Genomic DNA, 16,814 nt, shown 5'->3' with positions numbered 1-16,814 from the left:
TTTTTTAACCTTGGTTGAACTCTCCAAACTCATCAGCGCCAAATAGCCCAGGCTGGGTAGTGTCGACTTTGATACTGGAGCGGGCGGCAGGGGATAGACCAAATTCGCGGCCTAATGATATTAGCTGTTTTTGTAATGTGTTACGGATACTGACCAGAGCTGTTTGTACTTGGAACCCGTTTGGTGTTGTTCCAATCCAGGTATCAACATCTTCGAGCTTGGCGCATACATCGCCATAACGCGCAGAGGTCTCGGCATACGCACCAAACAGGTCGCCATCAATAACTGATAACAATCCAAGAGCGACCAATTGTGGGGCTATCTTGTCCCATTGCTTGCGTGATTTGGCGTCGAGCCAGTCAGGGCAGGGTGGTATAGCCAGTGTTGGTTGAGCAGCGTTGCTGGCAGCTTCACGGTCGCTACGGACACGGCTACCTTGCAACACTTTGAGCTGCGTCGGTTTACGTGGACGAGACATAGTGTCACCTGAGAATAGTTATTGATTGATGGGGTATACCCCCTACAGAGTTTTGACCATGCGAAAATTCTCTTTGGGGCGGTGGTCTCTGTGGGAAATTTTATTTACTTTTTACCCCACCCTCCCTGCCTGAGCTGGGCGATATCGTAGTCAGATAATTTATTATCGACTGTCGTTGTTTTGATTGAGTGACATGAGTAGCACAGTGGTTGCCAGTTCGACTGATCCCAAAACAATTCCTGATTGCCGCGATGCGGTAGGATGTGATCGACTACGTCAGCGCCCTTGATGATGTCATTAGCTTTGCAATGTTTGCATAGCGGATTATCATTTAGAAATAGTAAACGAGCTGAGCGCCATCGGGCATCATAACCACGTTGGGAGGCGGATATTCTGTGGTCGATACGCTTAAGCTTTGTAGGTTCGGCTTGCTTGACTTGGGGTTCTGCTTGGCGTTTAGGTTTGGGCTTATGTATCCTGCAAACGCCATTGGCACCAGCACTGGCGTTGCAACCTGTATGGCTGCAAAGTGTGGTAGGCATCGATGGCATAAGGATTGCTCAAAAAGAAAGCCCACTGCGGGGGCAATGGGCTTAACTGGTAATGTTTGGTTGATGCTGCCGTGTGCTTTACGATTAGGCAGGAACTTCGAATATGAGAAATCTTAGGGTAATCTGTCCGAAAAATCAAGAAGCCTCTGAGTAGCCTAGCAATTGTAATCTTATCTCAGCCCTTACTATGTTTGCGTTCTGCGCCATATCATTTAGCATAAAATTAACATGATCTGATAGTTTGTTGTCCGACCAAGTTTGTTTTGCAATACCAGCAAATGCTGAGCGTTCGATATCATTCCAAGCATAGCCAGTTGTTTCATTGATTGGATACTGACATTCAGCCAATGCTGTGCGAACAACCTTATCGATATATCTGATTCTTATAGCTTTAGTAGCCAGTTGAGATGTATAGGTTGCAGACAGACGCTCTTGAATTATTGTATTAAAACCATCGTTTAAATAGTGATAGCAATCAGCTTGCATTGGTGTGATGTTTGCATAGGCTTCAGCAGCAGCTCTTAAGTATTCTTGACGCATGATAAATATCCCCCGTTATTTAGACTCAATATAGGAGCGTGTGCATAGTTACGTCAAGATGTGCATAGTTGATTTTAAACTATGCACGTCTGAACCCTTTGGTATCACTGGCTTATAAGACTGATGTTCATAGTGTGCATAGTGTGCATAGTTATATTTACGCACGAGGATAAAAATATTTTGTTGTTATCTTAGGTTGATAATAAAAATAAATTATTTCCCGCGCGCGCATACGAAAAAACCCTGCACACTATGCACAGGGTCTCTATAAGCTATATTGGGTAAGGTCTGTAGACGTGCATAGTTGTATTTTAAACTATGCACATGGGGTGCACACTATGCACATGGTTGGCTATTTGGGTTCGAGTTTCTGACCGATAGCGTTCTTCATAAGCTGTATTTCTTTGCCAAGCCATATTTGTTGGTTGGCAGCTGTGGGTGTTGGGTAGTTTGTTGGCATCTTAACAGCAATAATCGTGGACTGGACAGGTTTGCTGTTATTAGGTAGTTGGTATCTTAGCCGCTCTTTATGCTCACGTCTACCAATATATGTCATTAATTTGGTTTTAGTAGTGCCACGTTCACCACCTTTACGGCACCAGTACTGATAATAGTCGTAAAGATCGTCAGTTAAGCAGCTGCAATAAGGTATACCAGCTTCACCTATCACCCAATCGTCATAGAAAACCTCCCAATTTGGCTGGCTTAGGCGAATAAGCTGACGCTTGCTGTTGGTCATGATTGCTGGTGTGTGTGATGTTTGGCCATTAAGTTCTATTTTCATGAGATAAGTGTAGAAAGCCCGCAGCATATTGTTATTAGTGCTATCTAAGGCATCTGCGACTTCCTTTAAAAGGGGGGCGGGAATCTTTTGCTTTGGATAGCAGACCACATGTCGTCTATCGTTCTGCTCAAGTGACAACGGCATCATGTTGTTAGATAAGAATATCGCATTGACGTAGTTGTCCTGCTTCCAACCACTCATGAATTTCTGGTTGATATAGATGGTGTTACCTGTAATCAATTGCTTGACCATACCCATTTGAGAGTATCTATCAGAGCCACTAAATATCTCTTCAAAAAGTGCATAGAGTTTATTTGATACCCAGTCGTTATACTGAGACTCAAGCTGACCTTGACCTAGTATCACGCCATAGTCACCATAGATGCGCGTCATAATGCGGTCAAAGAATAACGATTTACCAGCACCTTGTACTTCGCCATGAAATATTAGCGCCGTATCAAGTTTGGTGCCAGGGCGTTGCAGTGGTATCGCAAGCCATCTAATAACCCAATCATAGATTGTCTGATCGCCTTCGCATAAATGTAAAAGCAAATCAGTAATAGGCTTGCACATAGCCGCGGCTTCGTCTACTTCGATTTCAACAGGCTTGAGTGGTAAACCGTCAAATGTATTGATAGCAATATCATTTGGGTTCTTAGGTTCTTTGGTGCGAGTAGGGTCAAACCAGATATTGTCTGATTTTACCGTAATACGAGAGTCTGATTTGAGCCAAATATCATACTCGTTAGGCCTTGCAAGTTTAATGGTATCGACAGGCAAGCGAATACGCTCAACGTCATCCCATACTTCTTTGGTACCGTAGATGAGGAAGTAACGGTCAAACATCGACTGGGCTTCGACCGCCATCATAACGTCTAAGTCTTTAGCGACTTCTGATTTTGTAATCTTACGATGCTTCGTTTCCCACCAACGTACGGCTAACTTCTTATTGCCAATTTCATTAGCGAATTGAGTCTTCGTATATTCAATCTTTTGCTCTGTGTCGTAGACTTTATTCGTCACTTTACCAATATCAGTGATTTGAGCGTAACGCTTGAGCATATTAGCCAAGCGCATCTCTTGTTCGACATCAGCGGGTACATTGCCGTTGTGCTGCGCGATAGGCGCGTCAATAGTACTGTGATCATCATTGGCAGCTTGAGTCACGATTGATTGGTTTGCCAGTGCGTACTTGATTTGACGTGCTACTTCGTTGAGTCCTGCAGCTGCTGCAAGGTCGTTAAAATCTGTGTGTTGTTTGCCTTGCATTACGCTGCATCCTTATCTATGTCTAATATGTCGAAGCTTGGCGTGACCATCTCGCCGCCAACGGTAACCGCTGCTTGTTTGGCCTTGTAGAGTCCAGCGTTGTACTCGATAAGCGGTTTTGGTTCTTTGCCCTCTGATATGTCCTTATCGCGCATCTTGACTGCTGTAGCGCTATCGTTATCTGCGCAGATGATGATGCGATGATCAGGGTATTGAGCACGTATCGACTGTGCGACTGGGATTAGATTGCTTGCATTAAAAGCAACAATCACCGGCAAGCTATAGCTCATCGCATCAAATATGGTAGCGCCTGTGGCGTAACCTTCGCATATAAGAACAATACCACCGCCGAACATCGTAGTATTGCCAATCAGATGGTAAGCGCCATTCACCAATCCACCCTTTAAGAATAGCTTTTCGCTATCAGGCGCTATGGTCTGAATATTAACTAACGTCACAACTTTAGTGTCTTTATTATAGTAATTCATAGGAATGACTAGATTGTCATTAGCGTCTTGGCGCAGATTGATAGACGCGATATTTTTGCGTAGCAGATATGGATGATCATTTGTAGCAGGTTTTGCGTTATCCCAAATGCTAGTAGCCCGCGCTGCGGCGTCGATACGAGCTTGGCGCTTTTCAGCTTTTTCTACGGCTTCACGCTCGACTTGCTGTGATTGCCACTGTGCGCGCTGCTCATCTGTCACTTCGCTAGTCGTATCAAGCCCGATGGCGCCTGCAATCAGTTTATTGGTTTCATAGACATCAAGCCCAGTGTATTGCTGCACGAGCATGAAGCCATTACCAGCGCCACATTGTGAGCATATCCAAGTACCCTCACCACGTTTGTCATCACAACGGAATCTATCAGAGCCGCCGCACATCGGGCATGCTTGATGCTGATGGGCAGCTTTAGTGAAGCTAATGCCCGCAGCAGGGAATATAGTTGAGACATAGTTGCCGACAGCAGCGGCGCGAATGCCGTCAAAATCAAGCGGTGTGCGTTTATCTGTCATTGTGTCTCTCCATATTGCGTTCAGCATTTTTTAAGATGGTTTGAATATGACTAATCAATGCGTGACCGTCTTTTTGCATGCTTGCATATTCGTCAGGCTCAATGACTTTGTCAGCATAAGCGTCCAATGAGGTGCTATTAAGATCCGCGAACTTTTGACCAAGCAATGCAATATCAACCATCTCGTCACATTGGTTGTTGTCATCAGGCAGCAAAAACCACCCGGCATTACCATGAGCGGCGCAAATAGCATCCATAATACGCGGCGATTGAGTGTGCTCAAGTACTAGCTCAATGGTCTCAGGCGCAAGCGTATGACAAGTGCGGTTTGGATTGACTTGTAGCGCTAAGGTGTTGTAATTCACGCCGTAGACTTCAGCTATTTGACCCAGTGCACCACGGCGTGTTTTGCACGCTTGGTAGACAGCTTGCTCTAGCGTCAAGACGCAACGCGCAGCACGCTCAGTAGCAGTGTAGATTGATTTCGACATATTGCCCCCGTTATTGTCGTTCTTTTATTTCGGTCGTGTTGCTATGCTAGGTGTTGTTGATTACTTGGATCGTTGGCTGCTGGTGGAAAAACATCTGGACGTAGATCATGACAACTACAACCAGCGACTTGGCTAAGTGCTAATACATGAGTCGGGGCAACACCAGCGTCACGATTTACCCAGTTGCTAACTTGAGTTGAATAGGTATGACGGATTTGCATGTCTACAGGGAGGTTTTTATTAATAACGTCAACTCTGTTGTTGATTAGACGAACTAACTCAGCAAGGCTGCCAGCATCTTTGATTGCTTTAGTAATAAGATTTTTATGTTTTAACATTTTGATCACTCTTAATAACATTTGTATTTATTAAAACATTTGTTTTATTAAATTGCAATAAGTAATGCATCATTTGAAGTTATACAACAATAACATTTGTTTATATAATAATATTTGTCGAACAACTAGACTGTCTAACCAACAGTTACTTAAAAGAAATCCAACTGTCTAACCATCAGTTGCTTTTATAAAAACCACTAGGGTAGGGATTATCATCATGGCTTTAGGAGCACGCATCAAGCTTGCACGCCAAGCTCGCAATATGACTCAGCAGCAGTTAGCTGATGCCATCAATTGGGAACAAGGCGCAATAGGCAATGTTGAAAGAAGAGACAGCAAAACGTGCAGTCACACAGCTGATATTGCTGCTGCGCTAAATGTTGACCTGGGATGGTTAAGCACTGGCGATGGACAGATGACAAAATCAGGGAATGAGGCTGTAATCATAAATCATAAAAATGAGGATGGTTATACAGTGATACCTATATTTGACGATGTGGCGCTGAGCGCAGGAGCAGGCTCATGCCCACCAGATGTTGAGCAAGCCACAGGATACTCTTACATGCTTACTGATAATATAAGGGCAGCAGGAGCACAACCTGATTGTGTTATCCAAGCCTTGGTAACAGGTAATAGTATGGAGCCGACGATTATGGATAAGTCGCCTATAATAATAGATACTAGTAAAGCTGACCTACCTATTAGAGACGGCAAGATATACGTTTTTAGGGTGAACGGCGAATTGAAAGTCAAAAGATTTTTTAAGTCTGCAAAAGGTGATATTACGATTCAGTCAGATAACGACATATATAGAGATGAGGTCATGAGTAATAGTGATTTTAGAGAGTATATCGAGATCATCGGCTGGGTTTTTCATTGGCCACCTAATGAAAAATGGTAGTTTATAACTTCTATTGTTATATTTATTTATCTAAAATATAACAAATGTATTGACGCCAAATAAAACAAATGTTTTAATTATACCCGTAATCAACAAAACGGGTATATTGTCATGTCAGATATTCAAACCACCGATGGCGTACAAACGCAGCGTTCTCTCTACGAGAACCAGCGTCTCAAAAACTTGCTTGCTGAGCGCAATCAGCAACTCCAAACTGTCGAACAACAACTGACCAACTCTCAGATTAGCTATAAGCATGCGTGTAAAAACACTCGTATGCTTATGGCTTTTTGCGTTTTGTTGATTGTTGTTTTGTCTTGGGGAGGTGCTGCATGAGTAAATTAATCAGTACTCTCCAAATATGCTTTGATGACGAAACCAAAGCTGTATTGAGCGAACTAGAAAACAAGCTAGATGCTATAACAGGATCACTAGGTGTACCGTCGGCATTGCTTGGCAGTACCAATCCAAACGGTGGGCTGCTAGTCGCTATGGGCGAAGCAGCTAATGATACACCTGAGCTTTTGGAGCTGGGTCAGTGGGTGTTTGAAGGTCAAGACCCTAAGTGGGTAAGCGCCGCCAAAGATGCCGATAATGAAGTTTGGCTTTTCCAAGTACCAGTAAAAGGTTTGGCAAGGAACGAAAATGACAGATACCTATTGTGGTATGCACAAGATGGTTCAAAAGCTAGATTCCTTTGCGATCTTGGGTCTAATGAAAATTGGCAAAGTTCTGCTATCAACCGCGAAACCGTCAACGATGTCGATTATCTAAGCGAAACTACACCTGAAATGCAAGGCATAGACGCCTGCGACATTATCATTGATGAAGTCGGTCGCAATTATTCATCCAATTCAAATTGCCTTCACGCAGTAGTTCCTCAAATCACGGATAAAGACATGCAGCTTATCTTTATCAAAAACCTATCCGAAGTTTTAATTCAACGCATGCACAGCATGGACCGCTTTAGTGAAGATGACTATGCGATTGGCTGCAACAATTTGATGCCGTGGGATATTGTCATAGGGCAACAGTTTGCCGATGTCGAAGATGCATCTGAACAAGATCGTCAAGATGAGTTTGCCATTGTGACTGGCAAAAGAAAGAAATTATCTTCACCGCAGCACGATCATTTTGACGTGCTGATATTAAGCAAAGCCAATGTATGTGAGGAATCTACTAAGATTGGTGGGTGGGCTACCATCTATCATGAAACTAACGATACCTATCGCGCCATAACCGAAGCCGAGCTGCCAGCATTTCGCGCTGCGTTGGAGGCTTGCTATGCGTAAAATTCAATCCTTCAATGTCACTGCACAGCTCGCGATTATTCAATCTAAAGCGCAATTGAGCAATAGCGTAAGCCGTCAAGCGCTAACTGACGCCATCAATACATGGTCAGAGCATCAAGCCAAGTATGACTATGAGCGTAACCAAACCGATTTGGTCGCTATCAATCGCAATATCAGCCTGATCGTGACACAAGTAACCAACCGTATATGTCGCATTAACCCGCTGGTTTGGACTGAATTGCTAAAGTTAAACGCTGCGCTCAATGTCGGCATCATCAACAACATCAACTTTGAGCCACGCCCAGTACCAGTCGTGGCTGCGAACACTGATGCCAACCACAGCGAGGTGGCGTAATGTCATTGACTCAATCAGCAAAAAAACATCCTTTATTAGTCAACATCAATGGGGCAGCCCATATCGGCGTGACAACTGCGTGCCAACGTGTCGCTATGTGTCTTAACGCTCAAGCAATCAGTACCGAAGTGATCAATGTCCGCAGAGGCATTGAAGCTGTTGAATTTGAAGATGACTACATACTTGATAAATACAAGCATTTAGATGTCATCTTGTTAGACCGTCATCACTATACAGCGTCTGCTATCAAGCGTCGGTTACAGCAGCCGCTTTGGGCTTGGCAAGAAGACAGCGTAATGCCGAGTCTTAGCGTGCTGCTTAGCTGTCATGGAACCGTGTATAAGCGCTTTATCAAGTCTAATGAAGATAAGCGTACAGCACTAGGACATCACGACGCGTATCTGTCATGCATAAAAGAGCACTACGGCACACCAAACCATCATGTGTTGGATATAGACGGCAAACATGGACATCTATATGCAGCAGGTACGCTTAAGAGCTTGATATTACGGGAGCTGCTGAAATGAGGGTCTCGTTCGTATTGAATGCTAATCAAAATATTAAGCAGGTGGTGGAAGACCGTATTCGCGTTCTAGAGCATAACTTTGATATGGAAGTGCAGGGTTTTGCTATTAATCAAGTAAGTAAAGCTGATTTTGACTGTAATTATGATTCTCTAGGCTCGGAAGAGGTTAAGCAGGCTTTATCTGGTTGGGAGTGCGAGTTGCAATTCCAAATTCAGCTTGAGTTTAAGGAGTTAGATAGCGATGAGTAAAACATTATCACTTAGTCGCCGCACACATCTATTCGTCAAGGACGGTCAGCTATTTATAAAGCTACAACGGGAAAACCAAAGAGACCCAAAACGTGACGATTACTACATTATCAAAAAGTTTGGGTTAGAGCGCTTGAAAGAGATCCGTGATTGGATCGACAAGATGATCAAAGAAAGTGAGAGCGGTAATGTCAAAGCAGATTAAACGAGTCACGTTTGCACGTAATAATTACGGATTGCGGTGGCTTGATGTAAATATGCACAGCTGGGAGATTGTCGGCGCGTGCGGGGAAGGGCGTCACCTGGTGGGCCGAGCATGTCGCTTGGCTGACCGTGGCAATAAAATTGAATATCGCACTGGGTCAACCTACACGGCCATCAATGCGACTGTTGAGAAGATGGGGTAGATAATGGCTGATGATGCAGATCGCGCAAATGACTATGTTGATTTAACAATGACTCAGTATCTGAGTCGAGCGCCAAAATTTGACAAGCCGTCACTGGCTGAGTGCTTGGAATGTGGCGAGGATATCCCCGCTAAACGTCAAGCAATGGGTGGGGTAACGCTCTGTGTAGACTGCCAAAGCGTGTTTGAGAAAAGGGGACGGTGATGTTAAGACTAAATAACAGCTCAGTAGTTCGAGAATCAATCAATGGCGGTGTTACGGTCCGAATGTTCGCTGTATTCGACGATGTGACCAATACTGGCAGTATCAAGCGTAAGCACGCACAGCGCTTTACAATCAAAAATGATCTGCTGACGCTCAATGGCGCAAAGCATCACTTACCTGATCCAGTCGACTTAAATGCTGAACCTGAAGAGTTGATTCAATATTTTGAAGAGCGTTTTGGGAGTGTCCAGCCAGATATATTTTTACAGCCTCCAACGTCAAGAAATGGTATTCAATTACCTAAATCTATCAAGGAGGTGCGTTGGGAGTATCCTGATATGGCTTGGCGGGCGATAGATAAGGCTGGAACAGTTGCTTACTTCGAGCGTAGACCAGTGTTAGATAAAGCAGGCTACTGGGTGTCAGTAATGGATGGTGTTTTGGCTAAGTATGGAAAATCATTATGTATCGCTGACAACTATCAGTGCAGCGTTGAGCAAGGGGTTGGTGATGTTAACTAATAATGAACAGCTTTTAGTAATCACCGGCACTGCTATCTTACTGGGCATGCTCATTGTCGCAGTGATTTGGTTGTTGTCGATTGAATTGAACAAAGGGAGTGACTAAGATGGACGTTATTGAAATTATCAAATCAAATGTGCCGTTAGACTGGGTAACGCTTCCCCAATTTGCTAAACTTATCGGTCTACCGCACACACGTCTATACATCGCCAAAGATAAATGGCCTGAAGGTGTGGTGTGGCAAAAGATTGATAACAAGTTATATTTTAGCCTGCGGGGGTGGAATCAGTGGCTGGACCAACAAAGTATCCAACGGGCGTCCGAGTACGAGGCGACAGCGTCCAAATTAATATCCCAATCAGTGGGACGCGTAAATACGTCACTATCCCGCAGCCGCCAACGCCGAAAGGCATCAGCGAAGCGGGTAAATTACGAGCTTACTTAAAAAAGGCGGCAAAGTGGGGCACGCTGACGCAAGCTGATGTTGATGCAGCGTGCAATGTAAAGACTAATATAATAGATGATAATAGGGCGTTATTTGCAGACTATGCACAAACATATTTAGACAATCTTAGCAGTGATAACACTGGTACCAGACGAAAATATAAAGGCATCCTAACTAAGCATTGGATGCCTTTTTTTGCGGCTGTGCCCATTGCCGATATTAATGCAGCAATGGTGCGCAGTGCGCTGAACTCTATTAGTTTTAATGCACCGCGTACCTATAACGATGCACTTATACCATTGCGTGGGGTGTTTGATCTTGCATTTTTGGATGGCGAAATAGATGATATGCCGACTAAGCGCATACGTAATAAGAAAGTGCAGCGCGATGATCCTGATCCATTTCTCCCAGCTGAGCGCGCTGCAATACTAGATTGGATGAAATCCAACTGGACTGGTAAAAAAGAAATCTGGTATTTGTACTATAAATGGCAGTTTTGGACGGGCTGTCGCCCCAGTGAGACATTGGCCATTGATTGGCATGATGTAGATTGGTCACATAACACAGTCAAAATCAGCAAAACCCTGACTGGTGGCAAGGTTAGTCACGCAACTAAGACCTATCACATGCGTAATATCCATATAAACGACGTGGCCAAAGATGTTTTACTCAGATTAAAGCAGCTCACAGGCCACCAGGCGCGGGTTTTTATCAGTTTGCATACTGATGAGGCATGGACACGTGATCAGAAACTGTCTGAAAAGTTTGCTGAAGCGCTGTCTGGTACTGACATGCGAGTACGACCGGCATATAACTGTCGCCATACTTATGCAACGACGATGCTCAATAGTATGATCGAGCCTTCAGCAGCCGCTTATCAAATGGGCCACGACATACAAACATTTAAAACTATCTATGCCAAATGGATAAACAGCGAACGTATGAGCAAAGAGATGATGAAGCTAGATTATAGCGATTGAGTTCAGCCTGGCGATCATTGATGAGGGTACCAAGTTACTGCGTCAAAACCGTGTCAGAAATTGACGCGGTTTTTATTTATCAAATTTTAGGCAATAAAAAAACCTGCCCGAAGGCAGGTTTAGTATAGGTTTGAGACAATTTATTCACTATCCGAAAATGGTGGGGCTGGAGAGACTCGAACTCTCACACCTTGCGGCGCCAGAACCTAAATCTGGTGCGTCTACCAATTCCGCCACAGCCCCATTTTCCGTTACTCTATCATCAAAAGCGATTAAATTCAAACGCTATCTAGACAGTTAACTGATTCGGTAGTGCGTCTCAGTGGTTGGCTATTATATAGAGTTTGAATTTTTGGTCAACCCCTATTTGCATTTATTTTTAACTATTTCGCAATTATTTTTCGTTATTTCTATAAATATCTGATTTTAATAGCATTTAAATTTCGCGTTTTTGATGATTAATTAACCATTAATTAATCCTTGGAGGGTACTCTTGGTGCAGAGATATCTAGTTGCTGTAATTTACGGGTTAAGGTATTGCGTCCCCAACCGAGCAAACTTGCCGCTTCTATCTTTTTACCGCCGCTATGATTGAGTGCTGCCGTCAATAAGACCCGTTCGAACTCAGGCGTTGCGGTTTGTAAAATATCAGTCTCGCCTGTGTTGAGAGATTGCTCGGCCCAAATAGCAAGTACTTGCTGCCAACTCGGGTTTGTAAGAGTGTGACTGGTTTTGGTGTTTGGACTGTCTTGAGCATTATTTATGGCAGCGTCGCTGTTTTGTAGTGCAGGAGTTTGAGTTATTTCTTGCGGTGATAGACCATGCTCTTGGTACAGCTCTGCATCTGCTGGGATGTTTTCGAGCAGCTCAGGTGGCAAGTCTGCCGCCGTCACGGTATCACCAGTCGCCATTACTGTGAGCCATAAGCAGACGTTTTCAAGTTGACGGACATTACCTCGCCAGTCAAAGGCTTGCATGATCTGTACGGCAGCAGGATGTAAATGCTTGGCGGCCGTGTTCATCTGCTCAGCGGCAGACTGCATAAAGTGAGCCGCTAATGCTGGAATATCTTCGGGACGTTTGCGCAGTGGTGGTAGTGGTAGACGGATGACATTGAGTCGATAAAATAAGTCTTCACGAAATCGATTTTGGGTGACCAGCTCTTCTAAATTTTGGTGAGTAGCCGCGATGATGCGTACGTCGACTTGGATCGGCTGCTGTCCACCAACGCGGTAAAACTCGCCATTAGCCAGTACGCGCAGTAAGCGCGTTTGAGTGCTAAAAGGCATGTCACCAATTTCATCCAAAAACAACGTCCCACCATCAGCCTGCTCAAAGCGACCTTGCCGGGTTGTCGTTGCACCAGTAAATGCGCCTTTTTCATGACCAAATAACTCAGATTCAATCAAATCATGAGGTATCGCTGCCATATTAAGCGCAATAAAGGGCTGCTGCTTACGCGGTGAGTGTTGGTGCAGGGCGCTGGCGACCAATTCTTTACCTGTGCCAGACTCTCCTGTGATCAACACAGAAATAGGGGACTGTGCCAATCGACCAATGGCGCGAAACACCGTTTGCATAGCCTGTGACTGACCCACTATGCCGCTAGGATTACCATTGTTTTTTGGATCAGGGATCACTTCAGCGTCATTTTTAGCGTTTTTGGTAGGTGAGCTGGTTGCTATAGGTTGTCCATCACTCTCAGAGGTGTCAGTGGTGGTGACCTGACTGTCAGGTTCGCTTGGATAGTCAACTGCAGCCATGTTTGGTTGGTAGTTGATGGCTTTGTAGATAGTGGCCACTGCATCATCTAAATCAAAAGGCTTGGGCAAGTATTCAAAGGCACCTGTCTGATAGCTATTGATAGCAGAAGTGAGGTCTGAATGTGCTGTCATAATAACAATGGGCATATCAGGGAAATGCTGATGTACCCAGTCGCTAAATGACAGACCATCCATCATTGGCATACGAATATCAGTTAATATGACATCTGGTAGCTGAGCGTCTGATTCTGGTTGTTTTAACGAATCGTTGAGACGAGTCCATGCTGCTTGCGCTTGGGTAAAACTGATTACCGTCAGTCCTGCATCTTCAAACGTATCTGCCAAAACCATACGCAGTGCAGCATCATCATCGATCAACCATAGCGTAGCAGGGTGGTCGCTAGGGATATTATTAACGGTTACTATTGGGGATTTGGCATCGCTTTTAGGTTTGTGGTTATCACTATATTCGGTCATGTATCGGGCCTAATGAGCAATTGTTATTGTTGGTTTGGGATTGAGCGTCTTATAATTTAGCAGTTTTAGAGCATAATGTGTTCTACGTTTCAGCGATAGGCTGGGTAAAGGGCAGATATAGAGTAAAACGTGTTTGATTGTCACTGGCTTCTTTTGTAGAACTCACATCAATCATACCATGGTGGTGGCTGATGATATCTTGCACGATTGATAGCCCAAGACCAGTGCCTGCAGCACGGCTAGTCACCATTGGGAAAAATATCTGTCCAATGAGTGCAGGATCAATGCCTGAACCATTATCGGTAATGGTGATTTGCAAGACTTGCTTGTGCTGCTGTCCTATAATGGTGTGCTGAAAGGCAACGCGAGTCTGAATGTGCAGAGTTGGCTGATAATCAGAATTTATATTGGCTTGCAGGTCAGCGGATGATGCACCCTCAGCGTCAGAGAGTTTGTTTTGTTGCAGCGTTTGCTCAAACTCAGTCATAGATTCACAAGCATTATTGATAATGTTCAAAAATACCTGAATTAACTGATCTTTATCAGCGCACAACTCAGGTAATGACAAATCATAATCTCGCTGTATGGCTATTTTTGGATACTGGCTGACGACTAAAGTCAGCACATGCTCTAGGGGTTCATGGACATTCAGTGTCTGCCAGTTTGGTAGTTGGTTGGAGCCAAGCAACTGCCCAATCAGATGTGTCAAGCGATCGGTCTCTGAGATGATGATATCGGTATAGTTGCGCAGTTTTTTATTCATTTTTTGCAGATCATCATTTGTATCAGCGCTGACACTCGATGAAGTACTGCTAGCGGTAGCATCCTTGTTGGTGGTCGTGACATCACTGAATTTGATAAATTGTCGCTGCAATAATTGCGCGGCACCGCGGATACCTGCGAGTGGGTTTTTGATCTCGTGAGCGACTGACCGCAGCATATGACGGGCAACGGCATATTGTTGCTGCTGGCGCTGCTCCTCTGATATACGGCTTTGACGATCTTTACCCCACATCTCAATGATGAAGTATGACTGCTGCTCATAGATCACAGGCGTCACGCTATAGTCAACAGAGAGTAGTAGGTTGCCATTTAATGGCGTCTTGATGAGGTGATCATGGTCAATAAACGGTTGCTGGTAATCTTGCGCTTGACTAAAACGCTCTCTTAAAGAGCAGATAGGCTCGTCCAGATGCCCATTCTCACTACTGTCGCTATTGCCCAAAGTGGTGCTTTCTTTGGGTTTTAATTCTTCAGGTGCCAATAGCGTTAAGATAGACTGATTGATTAACCTTCCACTGCTAATAGCCAGCAATTGCTCTGCTTGTGCATTTAAACGTGTAATCGATAACTGGTCATTAACCCATAAAATAGCAGTAAATAGATGCTGTGATACAAATGCTAAATCAGGTGTGGTTTTGGTAGTGATAAAATCAGCGGTCATGGATGTTACCCAAAAAATAGGATGTTTGATTGAATATTTAACCACAAATCAAGACTATAGAGCGGCAAAACTGGTGATTTTTGCAAAAAAAACGTACAATGCGCTCAGCCAATTTATCTCTAGCAAGGTCAGCCATGTCCAAAATTTCTACCGAGTCAGTGAATACGACAACGACAATCCCTACGTCAGCCGTAAAAGATACTGCCACCGTCTTTAATCCTGCTAAGCCAGCCATAGCAAAAGAGCAGAGCCAGACCGATGTCAGTCAAGAAAATGCTGACCAGCCTTACCATCATAAAGCCAACCACAATCAAAACCGCAATATTACCCAAAGTAGCCACGCCACTTCAGCCTCGACAGCGAATGCCACGGCTACGATGCCAGTCAGCGCTGCACCAAAGATTGGGTTTGTGTCACTAGGGTGCCCAAAAGCATTGGTAGATAGTGAGCGTATCATCACTGAGCTGAGCCGTGATGGCTATCAAGTTGCCAGCGACTACGATGGTGCTGATTTGGTCGTGGTCAATACCTGCGGCTTTATTGAGTCAGCGGTTCAAGAGTCACTTGACGCGATCGGCGAGGCCATTAGCAAAAACGGCAAGGTGATTGTCACGGGTTGTCTGGGTAAAGAGGCGGACAAGATCCGTGAAATGCATCCCGCTGTACTCGCAGTGACGGGCGCGCATGCTTATGATGAAGTAATTACGGCAGTTGCACAGCATGTGCCAAGACCAAATCGCAGCTTGGACGCCAACTACGATCCAAAAATAAATCTGATTGATGAAGCGGGCATCAAACTCACCCCAAGTCATTATGCGTATCTAAAGATATCAGAAGGCTGTAATCATCGCTGTACGTTCTGTATTATTCCAAGTCTACGTGGTGATTTGGCATCGCGTCCGATTGACAATGTTATGAATGAAGCCATGGCGCTCAAAAAAGCAGGCGTAAAAGAGCTGCTTATCATTTCGCAAGACACCTCAGCCTATGGCCTTGATCTAAAGTATAAGACCAGTTTTTGGAATGGTATGCCGCTCAAGTCTAAATTTTATGACATGTGCCAAGCATTGAATGATTTAGGGATTTGGGTGCGCTTGCATTATGTCTATCCGTATCCACACGTAGACAAAGTCGTCGAACTTATGGGCGAAAAGAAACTGTTACCTTATCTCGATATTCCGTTTCAGCATGCCAGTCATCGTATCCTAAAAGCAATGAAACGTCCTGCGCACAGCGAAAACACCTTAGCGCGTATCAAAGCATGGCGTGATATCTGTCCTGATATTGTGATTCGTTCGACCTTCGTGGTTGGTTTCCCTGGTGAGACCGAAGAAGACTTTCAGTGCTTGCTTGATTGGTTAGTAGAGGCGCGCCTAGATCGCGTGGGTGCCTTTACGTATTCAGAAGTCGAAGGCGCAGTTGCCAATGATTTGCCAGATCACGTGCCTGAAGAGATTAAGCAGTCTCGCTATGAGCGCTTGATGGCGCTGCAACAAGACATCTCAGCACAAAAACTGCAAGAAAAAGTAGGTAAAACCTTAATGGTATTGGTCGATGAGATTGATAGCGATGAGGATATTGCTATTTGCCGCAGCTATGCGGATGCCCCTGAGATCGATGGTCATGTCTATGTCGATGAGATCAATGATCAAGTCAAAGTTGGGCAGTTCTTGACCGTGACGATTGATGATGCTAGCGAATACGATCTATTTGCCAGTTATCAAGGTTAGGTGTTCGACAAGATATACGAGTGAAAATTGCCCAATGGCGGGCAGTTTTTGCT

The 16,814-nt window shown here is 44.5% G+C and carries 20 protein-coding genes and 1 tRNA gene; 11 read left to right on the top strand and 10 right to left on the bottom strand.

Going from position 1 to position 16,814, the window contains the following annotated elements; translation table 11 throughout:
• Positions 1–4: 4 nt before the first annotated feature.
• The 7 genes from ACTXGL_RS02405 to ACTXGL_RS02375 form a co-directional block, all read right to left on the bottom strand.
• A complete protein-coding gene (locus ACTXGL_RS02405; protein WP_443524599.1) occupies positions 5–478 on the bottom strand; it encodes a phage terminase small subunit P27 family in 474 nt (157 codons plus the stop codon).
• Positions 479–582: 104 nt separating this feature from the next.
• Positions 583–1,029, bottom strand: a complete 447-nt coding sequence (locus ACTXGL_RS02400) for an HNH endonuclease (RefSeq protein WP_443524597.1) — start codon at positions 1,027–1,029, stop codon at positions 583–585.
• Positions 1,030–1,164: 135 nt separating this feature from the next.
• Positions 1,165–1,569, bottom strand: a complete 405-nt coding sequence (locus tag ACTXGL_RS02395) for a hypothetical protein (RefSeq protein WP_443524595.1) — start codon at positions 1,567–1,569, stop codon at positions 1,165–1,167.
• Between the two features lie 352 nt (positions 1,570–1,921).
• The gene (locus ACTXGL_RS02390; RefSeq protein WP_443524593.1) at positions 1,922–3,622 is read right to left on the bottom strand and encodes a primase-helicase family protein; all 1,701 of its coding nucleotides are present in this window, start codon (positions 3,620–3,622) and stop codon (positions 1,922–1,924) included.
• Positions 3,622–4,638, bottom strand: a complete 1,017-nt coding sequence (locus ACTXGL_RS02385) for a primase-helicase zinc-binding domain-containing protein (RefSeq protein ID WP_443524591.1) — start codon at positions 4,636–4,638, stop codon at positions 3,622–3,624. Before ACTXGL_RS02385 ends, ACTXGL_RS02390 begins: the two co-directional genes overlap by 1 nt.
• A complete protein-coding gene (locus tag ACTXGL_RS02380; protein ID WP_443524590.1) occupies positions 4,628–5,128 on the bottom strand; it encodes a phage regulatory CII family protein in 501 nt (166 codons plus the stop codon). The genes ACTXGL_RS02385 and ACTXGL_RS02380 overlap by 11 nt, the downstream gene beginning before the upstream one ends.
• A 41-nt stretch (positions 5,129–5,169) precedes the next feature.
• The gene (locus tag ACTXGL_RS02375) at positions 5,170–5,466 is read right to left on the bottom strand and encodes a hypothetical protein (protein WP_443524588.1); all 297 of its coding nucleotides are present in this window, start codon (positions 5,464–5,466) and stop codon (positions 5,170–5,172) included.
• 217 nt (positions 5,467–5,683) lie between these two features.
• Between ACTXGL_RS02375 and ACTXGL_RS02370 the strand changes: the two genes are divergently transcribed.
• The 10 genes from ACTXGL_RS02370 to ACTXGL_RS02325 all read left to right on the top strand — a co-directional run bounded on the left by ACTXGL_RS02370 (position 5,684) and on the right by ACTXGL_RS02325 (position 11,347).
• Positions 5,684–6,367, top strand: coding sequence for an XRE family transcriptional regulator (locus ACTXGL_RS02370; RefSeq protein WP_443524587.1), 684 nt, complete (start codon positions 5,684–5,686; stop codon positions 6,365–6,367).
• Between the two features lie 111 nt (positions 6,368–6,478).
• Positions 6,479–6,703, top strand: coding sequence for a hypothetical protein (locus tag ACTXGL_RS02365; protein WP_443524585.1), 225 nt, complete (start codon positions 6,479–6,481; stop codon positions 6,701–6,703).
• Positions 6,700–7,659 carry a hypothetical protein gene (locus ACTXGL_RS02360; RefSeq protein WP_443524584.1) on the top strand — a complete coding sequence of 320 codons (960 nt, stop codon included), beginning with the start codon at positions 6,700–6,702 and terminating at the stop codon, positions 7,657–7,659. Before ACTXGL_RS02365 ends, ACTXGL_RS02360 begins: the two co-directional genes overlap by 4 nt.
• Positions 7,652–8,014: a hypothetical protein gene (locus ACTXGL_RS02355; protein WP_443524582.1), complete on the top strand. Its 363-nt coding sequence runs from the start codon at positions 7,652–7,654 to the stop codon at positions 8,012–8,014. The genes ACTXGL_RS02360 and ACTXGL_RS02355 overlap by 8 nt, the downstream gene beginning before the upstream one ends.
• A complete protein-coding gene (locus tag ACTXGL_RS02350; protein WP_443524581.1) occupies positions 8,014–8,541 on the top strand; it encodes a hypothetical protein in 528 nt (175 codons plus the stop codon). The genes ACTXGL_RS02355 and ACTXGL_RS02350 overlap by 1 nt, the downstream gene beginning before the upstream one ends.
• Complete coding sequence (locus ACTXGL_RS02345; protein ID WP_443524580.1) at positions 8,538–8,789, top strand: hypothetical protein; 252 nt, start codon at positions 8,538–8,540, stop codon at positions 8,787–8,789. The genes ACTXGL_RS02350 and ACTXGL_RS02345 overlap by 4 nt, the downstream gene beginning before the upstream one ends.
• Complete coding sequence (locus ACTXGL_RS02340; protein WP_443524579.1) at positions 8,782–8,994, top strand: hypothetical protein; 213 nt, start codon at positions 8,782–8,784, stop codon at positions 8,992–8,994. Before ACTXGL_RS02345 ends, ACTXGL_RS02340 begins: the two co-directional genes overlap by 8 nt.
• A 205-nt stretch (positions 8,995–9,199) precedes the next feature.
• Complete coding sequence (locus tag ACTXGL_RS02335) at positions 9,200–9,400, top strand: TraR/DksA family transcriptional regulator (protein ID WP_427550693.1); 201 nt, start codon at positions 9,200–9,202, stop codon at positions 9,398–9,400.
• The gene (locus ACTXGL_RS02330; protein ID WP_443524577.1) at positions 9,400–9,921 is read left to right on the top strand and encodes a hypothetical protein; all 522 of its coding nucleotides are present in this window, start codon (positions 9,400–9,402) and stop codon (positions 9,919–9,921) included. Before ACTXGL_RS02335 ends, ACTXGL_RS02330 begins: the two co-directional genes overlap by 1 nt.
• 289 nt (positions 9,922–10,210) lie before the next feature.
• Positions 10,211–11,347 carry a tyrosine-type recombinase/integrase gene (locus ACTXGL_RS02325; protein ID WP_443524576.1) on the top strand — a complete coding sequence of 379 codons (1,137 nt, stop codon included), beginning with the start codon at positions 10,211–10,213 and terminating at the stop codon, positions 11,345–11,347.
• Positions 11,348–11,505: 158 nt separating this feature from the next.
• Here the strand turns inward: ACTXGL_RS02325 and ACTXGL_RS02320 are convergent.
• The 3 genes from ACTXGL_RS02320 to ACTXGL_RS02310 form a co-directional block, all read right to left on the bottom strand.
• Positions 11,506–11,590 (bottom strand) — tRNA-Leu (locus tag ACTXGL_RS02320).
• A gap of 230 nt (positions 11,591–11,820) precedes the next feature.
• The gene (locus tag ACTXGL_RS02315; RefSeq protein WP_443524575.1) at positions 11,821–13,587 is read right to left on the bottom strand and encodes a sigma 54-interacting transcriptional regulator; all 1,767 of its coding nucleotides are present in this window, start codon (positions 13,585–13,587) and stop codon (positions 11,821–11,823) included.
• Between the two features lie 82 nt (positions 13,588–13,669).
• Positions 13,670–15,031, bottom strand: coding sequence for a two-component system sensor histidine kinase NtrB (locus ACTXGL_RS02310; RefSeq protein WP_443524574.1), 1,362 nt, complete (start codon positions 15,029–15,031; stop codon positions 13,670–13,672).
• 134 nt (positions 15,032–15,165) lie between these two features.
• Between ACTXGL_RS02310 and rimO the strand changes: the two genes are divergently transcribed.
• Positions 15,166–16,761, top strand: a complete 1,596-nt coding sequence (gene rimO, locus ACTXGL_RS02305; RefSeq protein WP_443524573.1) for a 30S ribosomal protein S12 methylthiotransferase RimO — start codon at positions 15,166–15,168, stop codon at positions 16,759–16,761.
• Positions 16,762–16,814 lie beyond the last annotated feature (53 nt).

This window comes from Psychrobacter sp. T6-6, assembly GCF_052258185.1.
Taxonomy (GTDB): domain Bacteria; phylum Pseudomonadota; class Gammaproteobacteria; order Pseudomonadales; family Moraxellaceae; genus Psychrobacter.
The sequence above is the reverse complement of the archived record's forward strand: the minus strand, read 5'-3'. Positions and strand labels throughout refer to the sequence as shown.

Coding starts and splice junctions, on each gene's coding strand:
- ACTXGL_RS02405 (WP_443524599.1), bottom strand. CDS start 478: ATGTCTCGTCCACGTAAACCGACGCAGCTCAAAGTGTTGCAAGGTAGC.
- ACTXGL_RS02400 (WP_443524597.1), bottom strand. CDS start 1,029: ATGCCATCGATGCCTACCACACTTTGCAGCCATACAGGTTGCAACGCC.
- ACTXGL_RS02395 (WP_443524595.1), bottom strand. CDS start 1,569: ATGCGTCAAGAATACTTAAGAGCTGCTGCTGAAGCCTATGCAAACATC.
- ACTXGL_RS02390 (WP_443524593.1), bottom strand. CDS start 3,622: ATGCAAGGCAAACAACACACAGATTTTAACGACCTTGCAGCAGCTGCA.
- ACTXGL_RS02385 (WP_443524591.1), bottom strand. CDS start 4,638: ATGACAGATAAACGCACACCGCTTGATTTTGACGGCATTCGCGCCGCT.
- ACTXGL_RS02380 (WP_443524590.1), bottom strand. CDS start 5,128: ATGTCGAAATCAATCTACACTGCTACTGAGCGTGCTGCGCGTTGCGTC.
- ACTXGL_RS02375 (WP_443524588.1), bottom strand. CDS start 5,466: ATGTTAAAACATAAAAATCTTATTACTAAAGCAATCAAAGATGCTGGC.
- ACTXGL_RS02370 (WP_443524587.1), top strand. CDS start 5,684: ATGGCTTTAGGAGCACGCATCAAGCTTGCACGCCAAGCTCGCAATATG.
- ACTXGL_RS02365 (WP_443524585.1), top strand. CDS start 6,479: ATGTCAGATATTCAAACCACCGATGGCGTACAAACGCAGCGTTCTCTC.
- ACTXGL_RS02360 (WP_443524584.1), top strand. CDS start 6,700: ATGAGTAAATTAATCAGTACTCTCCAAATATGCTTTGATGACGAAACC.
- ACTXGL_RS02355 (WP_443524582.1), top strand. CDS start 7,652: ATGCGTAAAATTCAATCCTTCAATGTCACTGCACAGCTCGCGATTATT.
- ACTXGL_RS02350 (WP_443524581.1), top strand. CDS start 8,014: ATGTCATTGACTCAATCAGCAAAAAAACATCCTTTATTAGTCAACATC.
- ACTXGL_RS02345 (WP_443524580.1), top strand. CDS start 8,538: ATGAGGGTCTCGTTCGTATTGAATGCTAATCAAAATATTAAGCAGGTG.
- ACTXGL_RS02340 (WP_443524579.1), top strand. CDS start 8,782: ATGAGTAAAACATTATCACTTAGTCGCCGCACACATCTATTCGTCAAG.
- ACTXGL_RS02335 (WP_427550693.1), top strand. CDS start 9,200: ATGGCTGATGATGCAGATCGCGCAAATGACTATGTTGATTTAACAATG.
- ACTXGL_RS02330 (WP_443524577.1), top strand. CDS start 9,400: ATGTTAAGACTAAATAACAGCTCAGTAGTTCGAGAATCAATCAATGGC.
- ACTXGL_RS02315 (WP_443524575.1), bottom strand. CDS start 13,587: ATGACCGAATATAGTGATAACCACAAACCTAAAAGCGATGCCAAATCC.
- ACTXGL_RS02310 (WP_443524574.1), bottom strand. CDS start 15,031: ATGACCGCTGATTTTATCACTACCAAAACCACACCTGATTTAGCATTT.
- rimO (WP_443524573.1), top strand. CDS start 15,166: ATGTCCAAAATTTCTACCGAGTCAGTGAATACGACAACGACAATCCCT.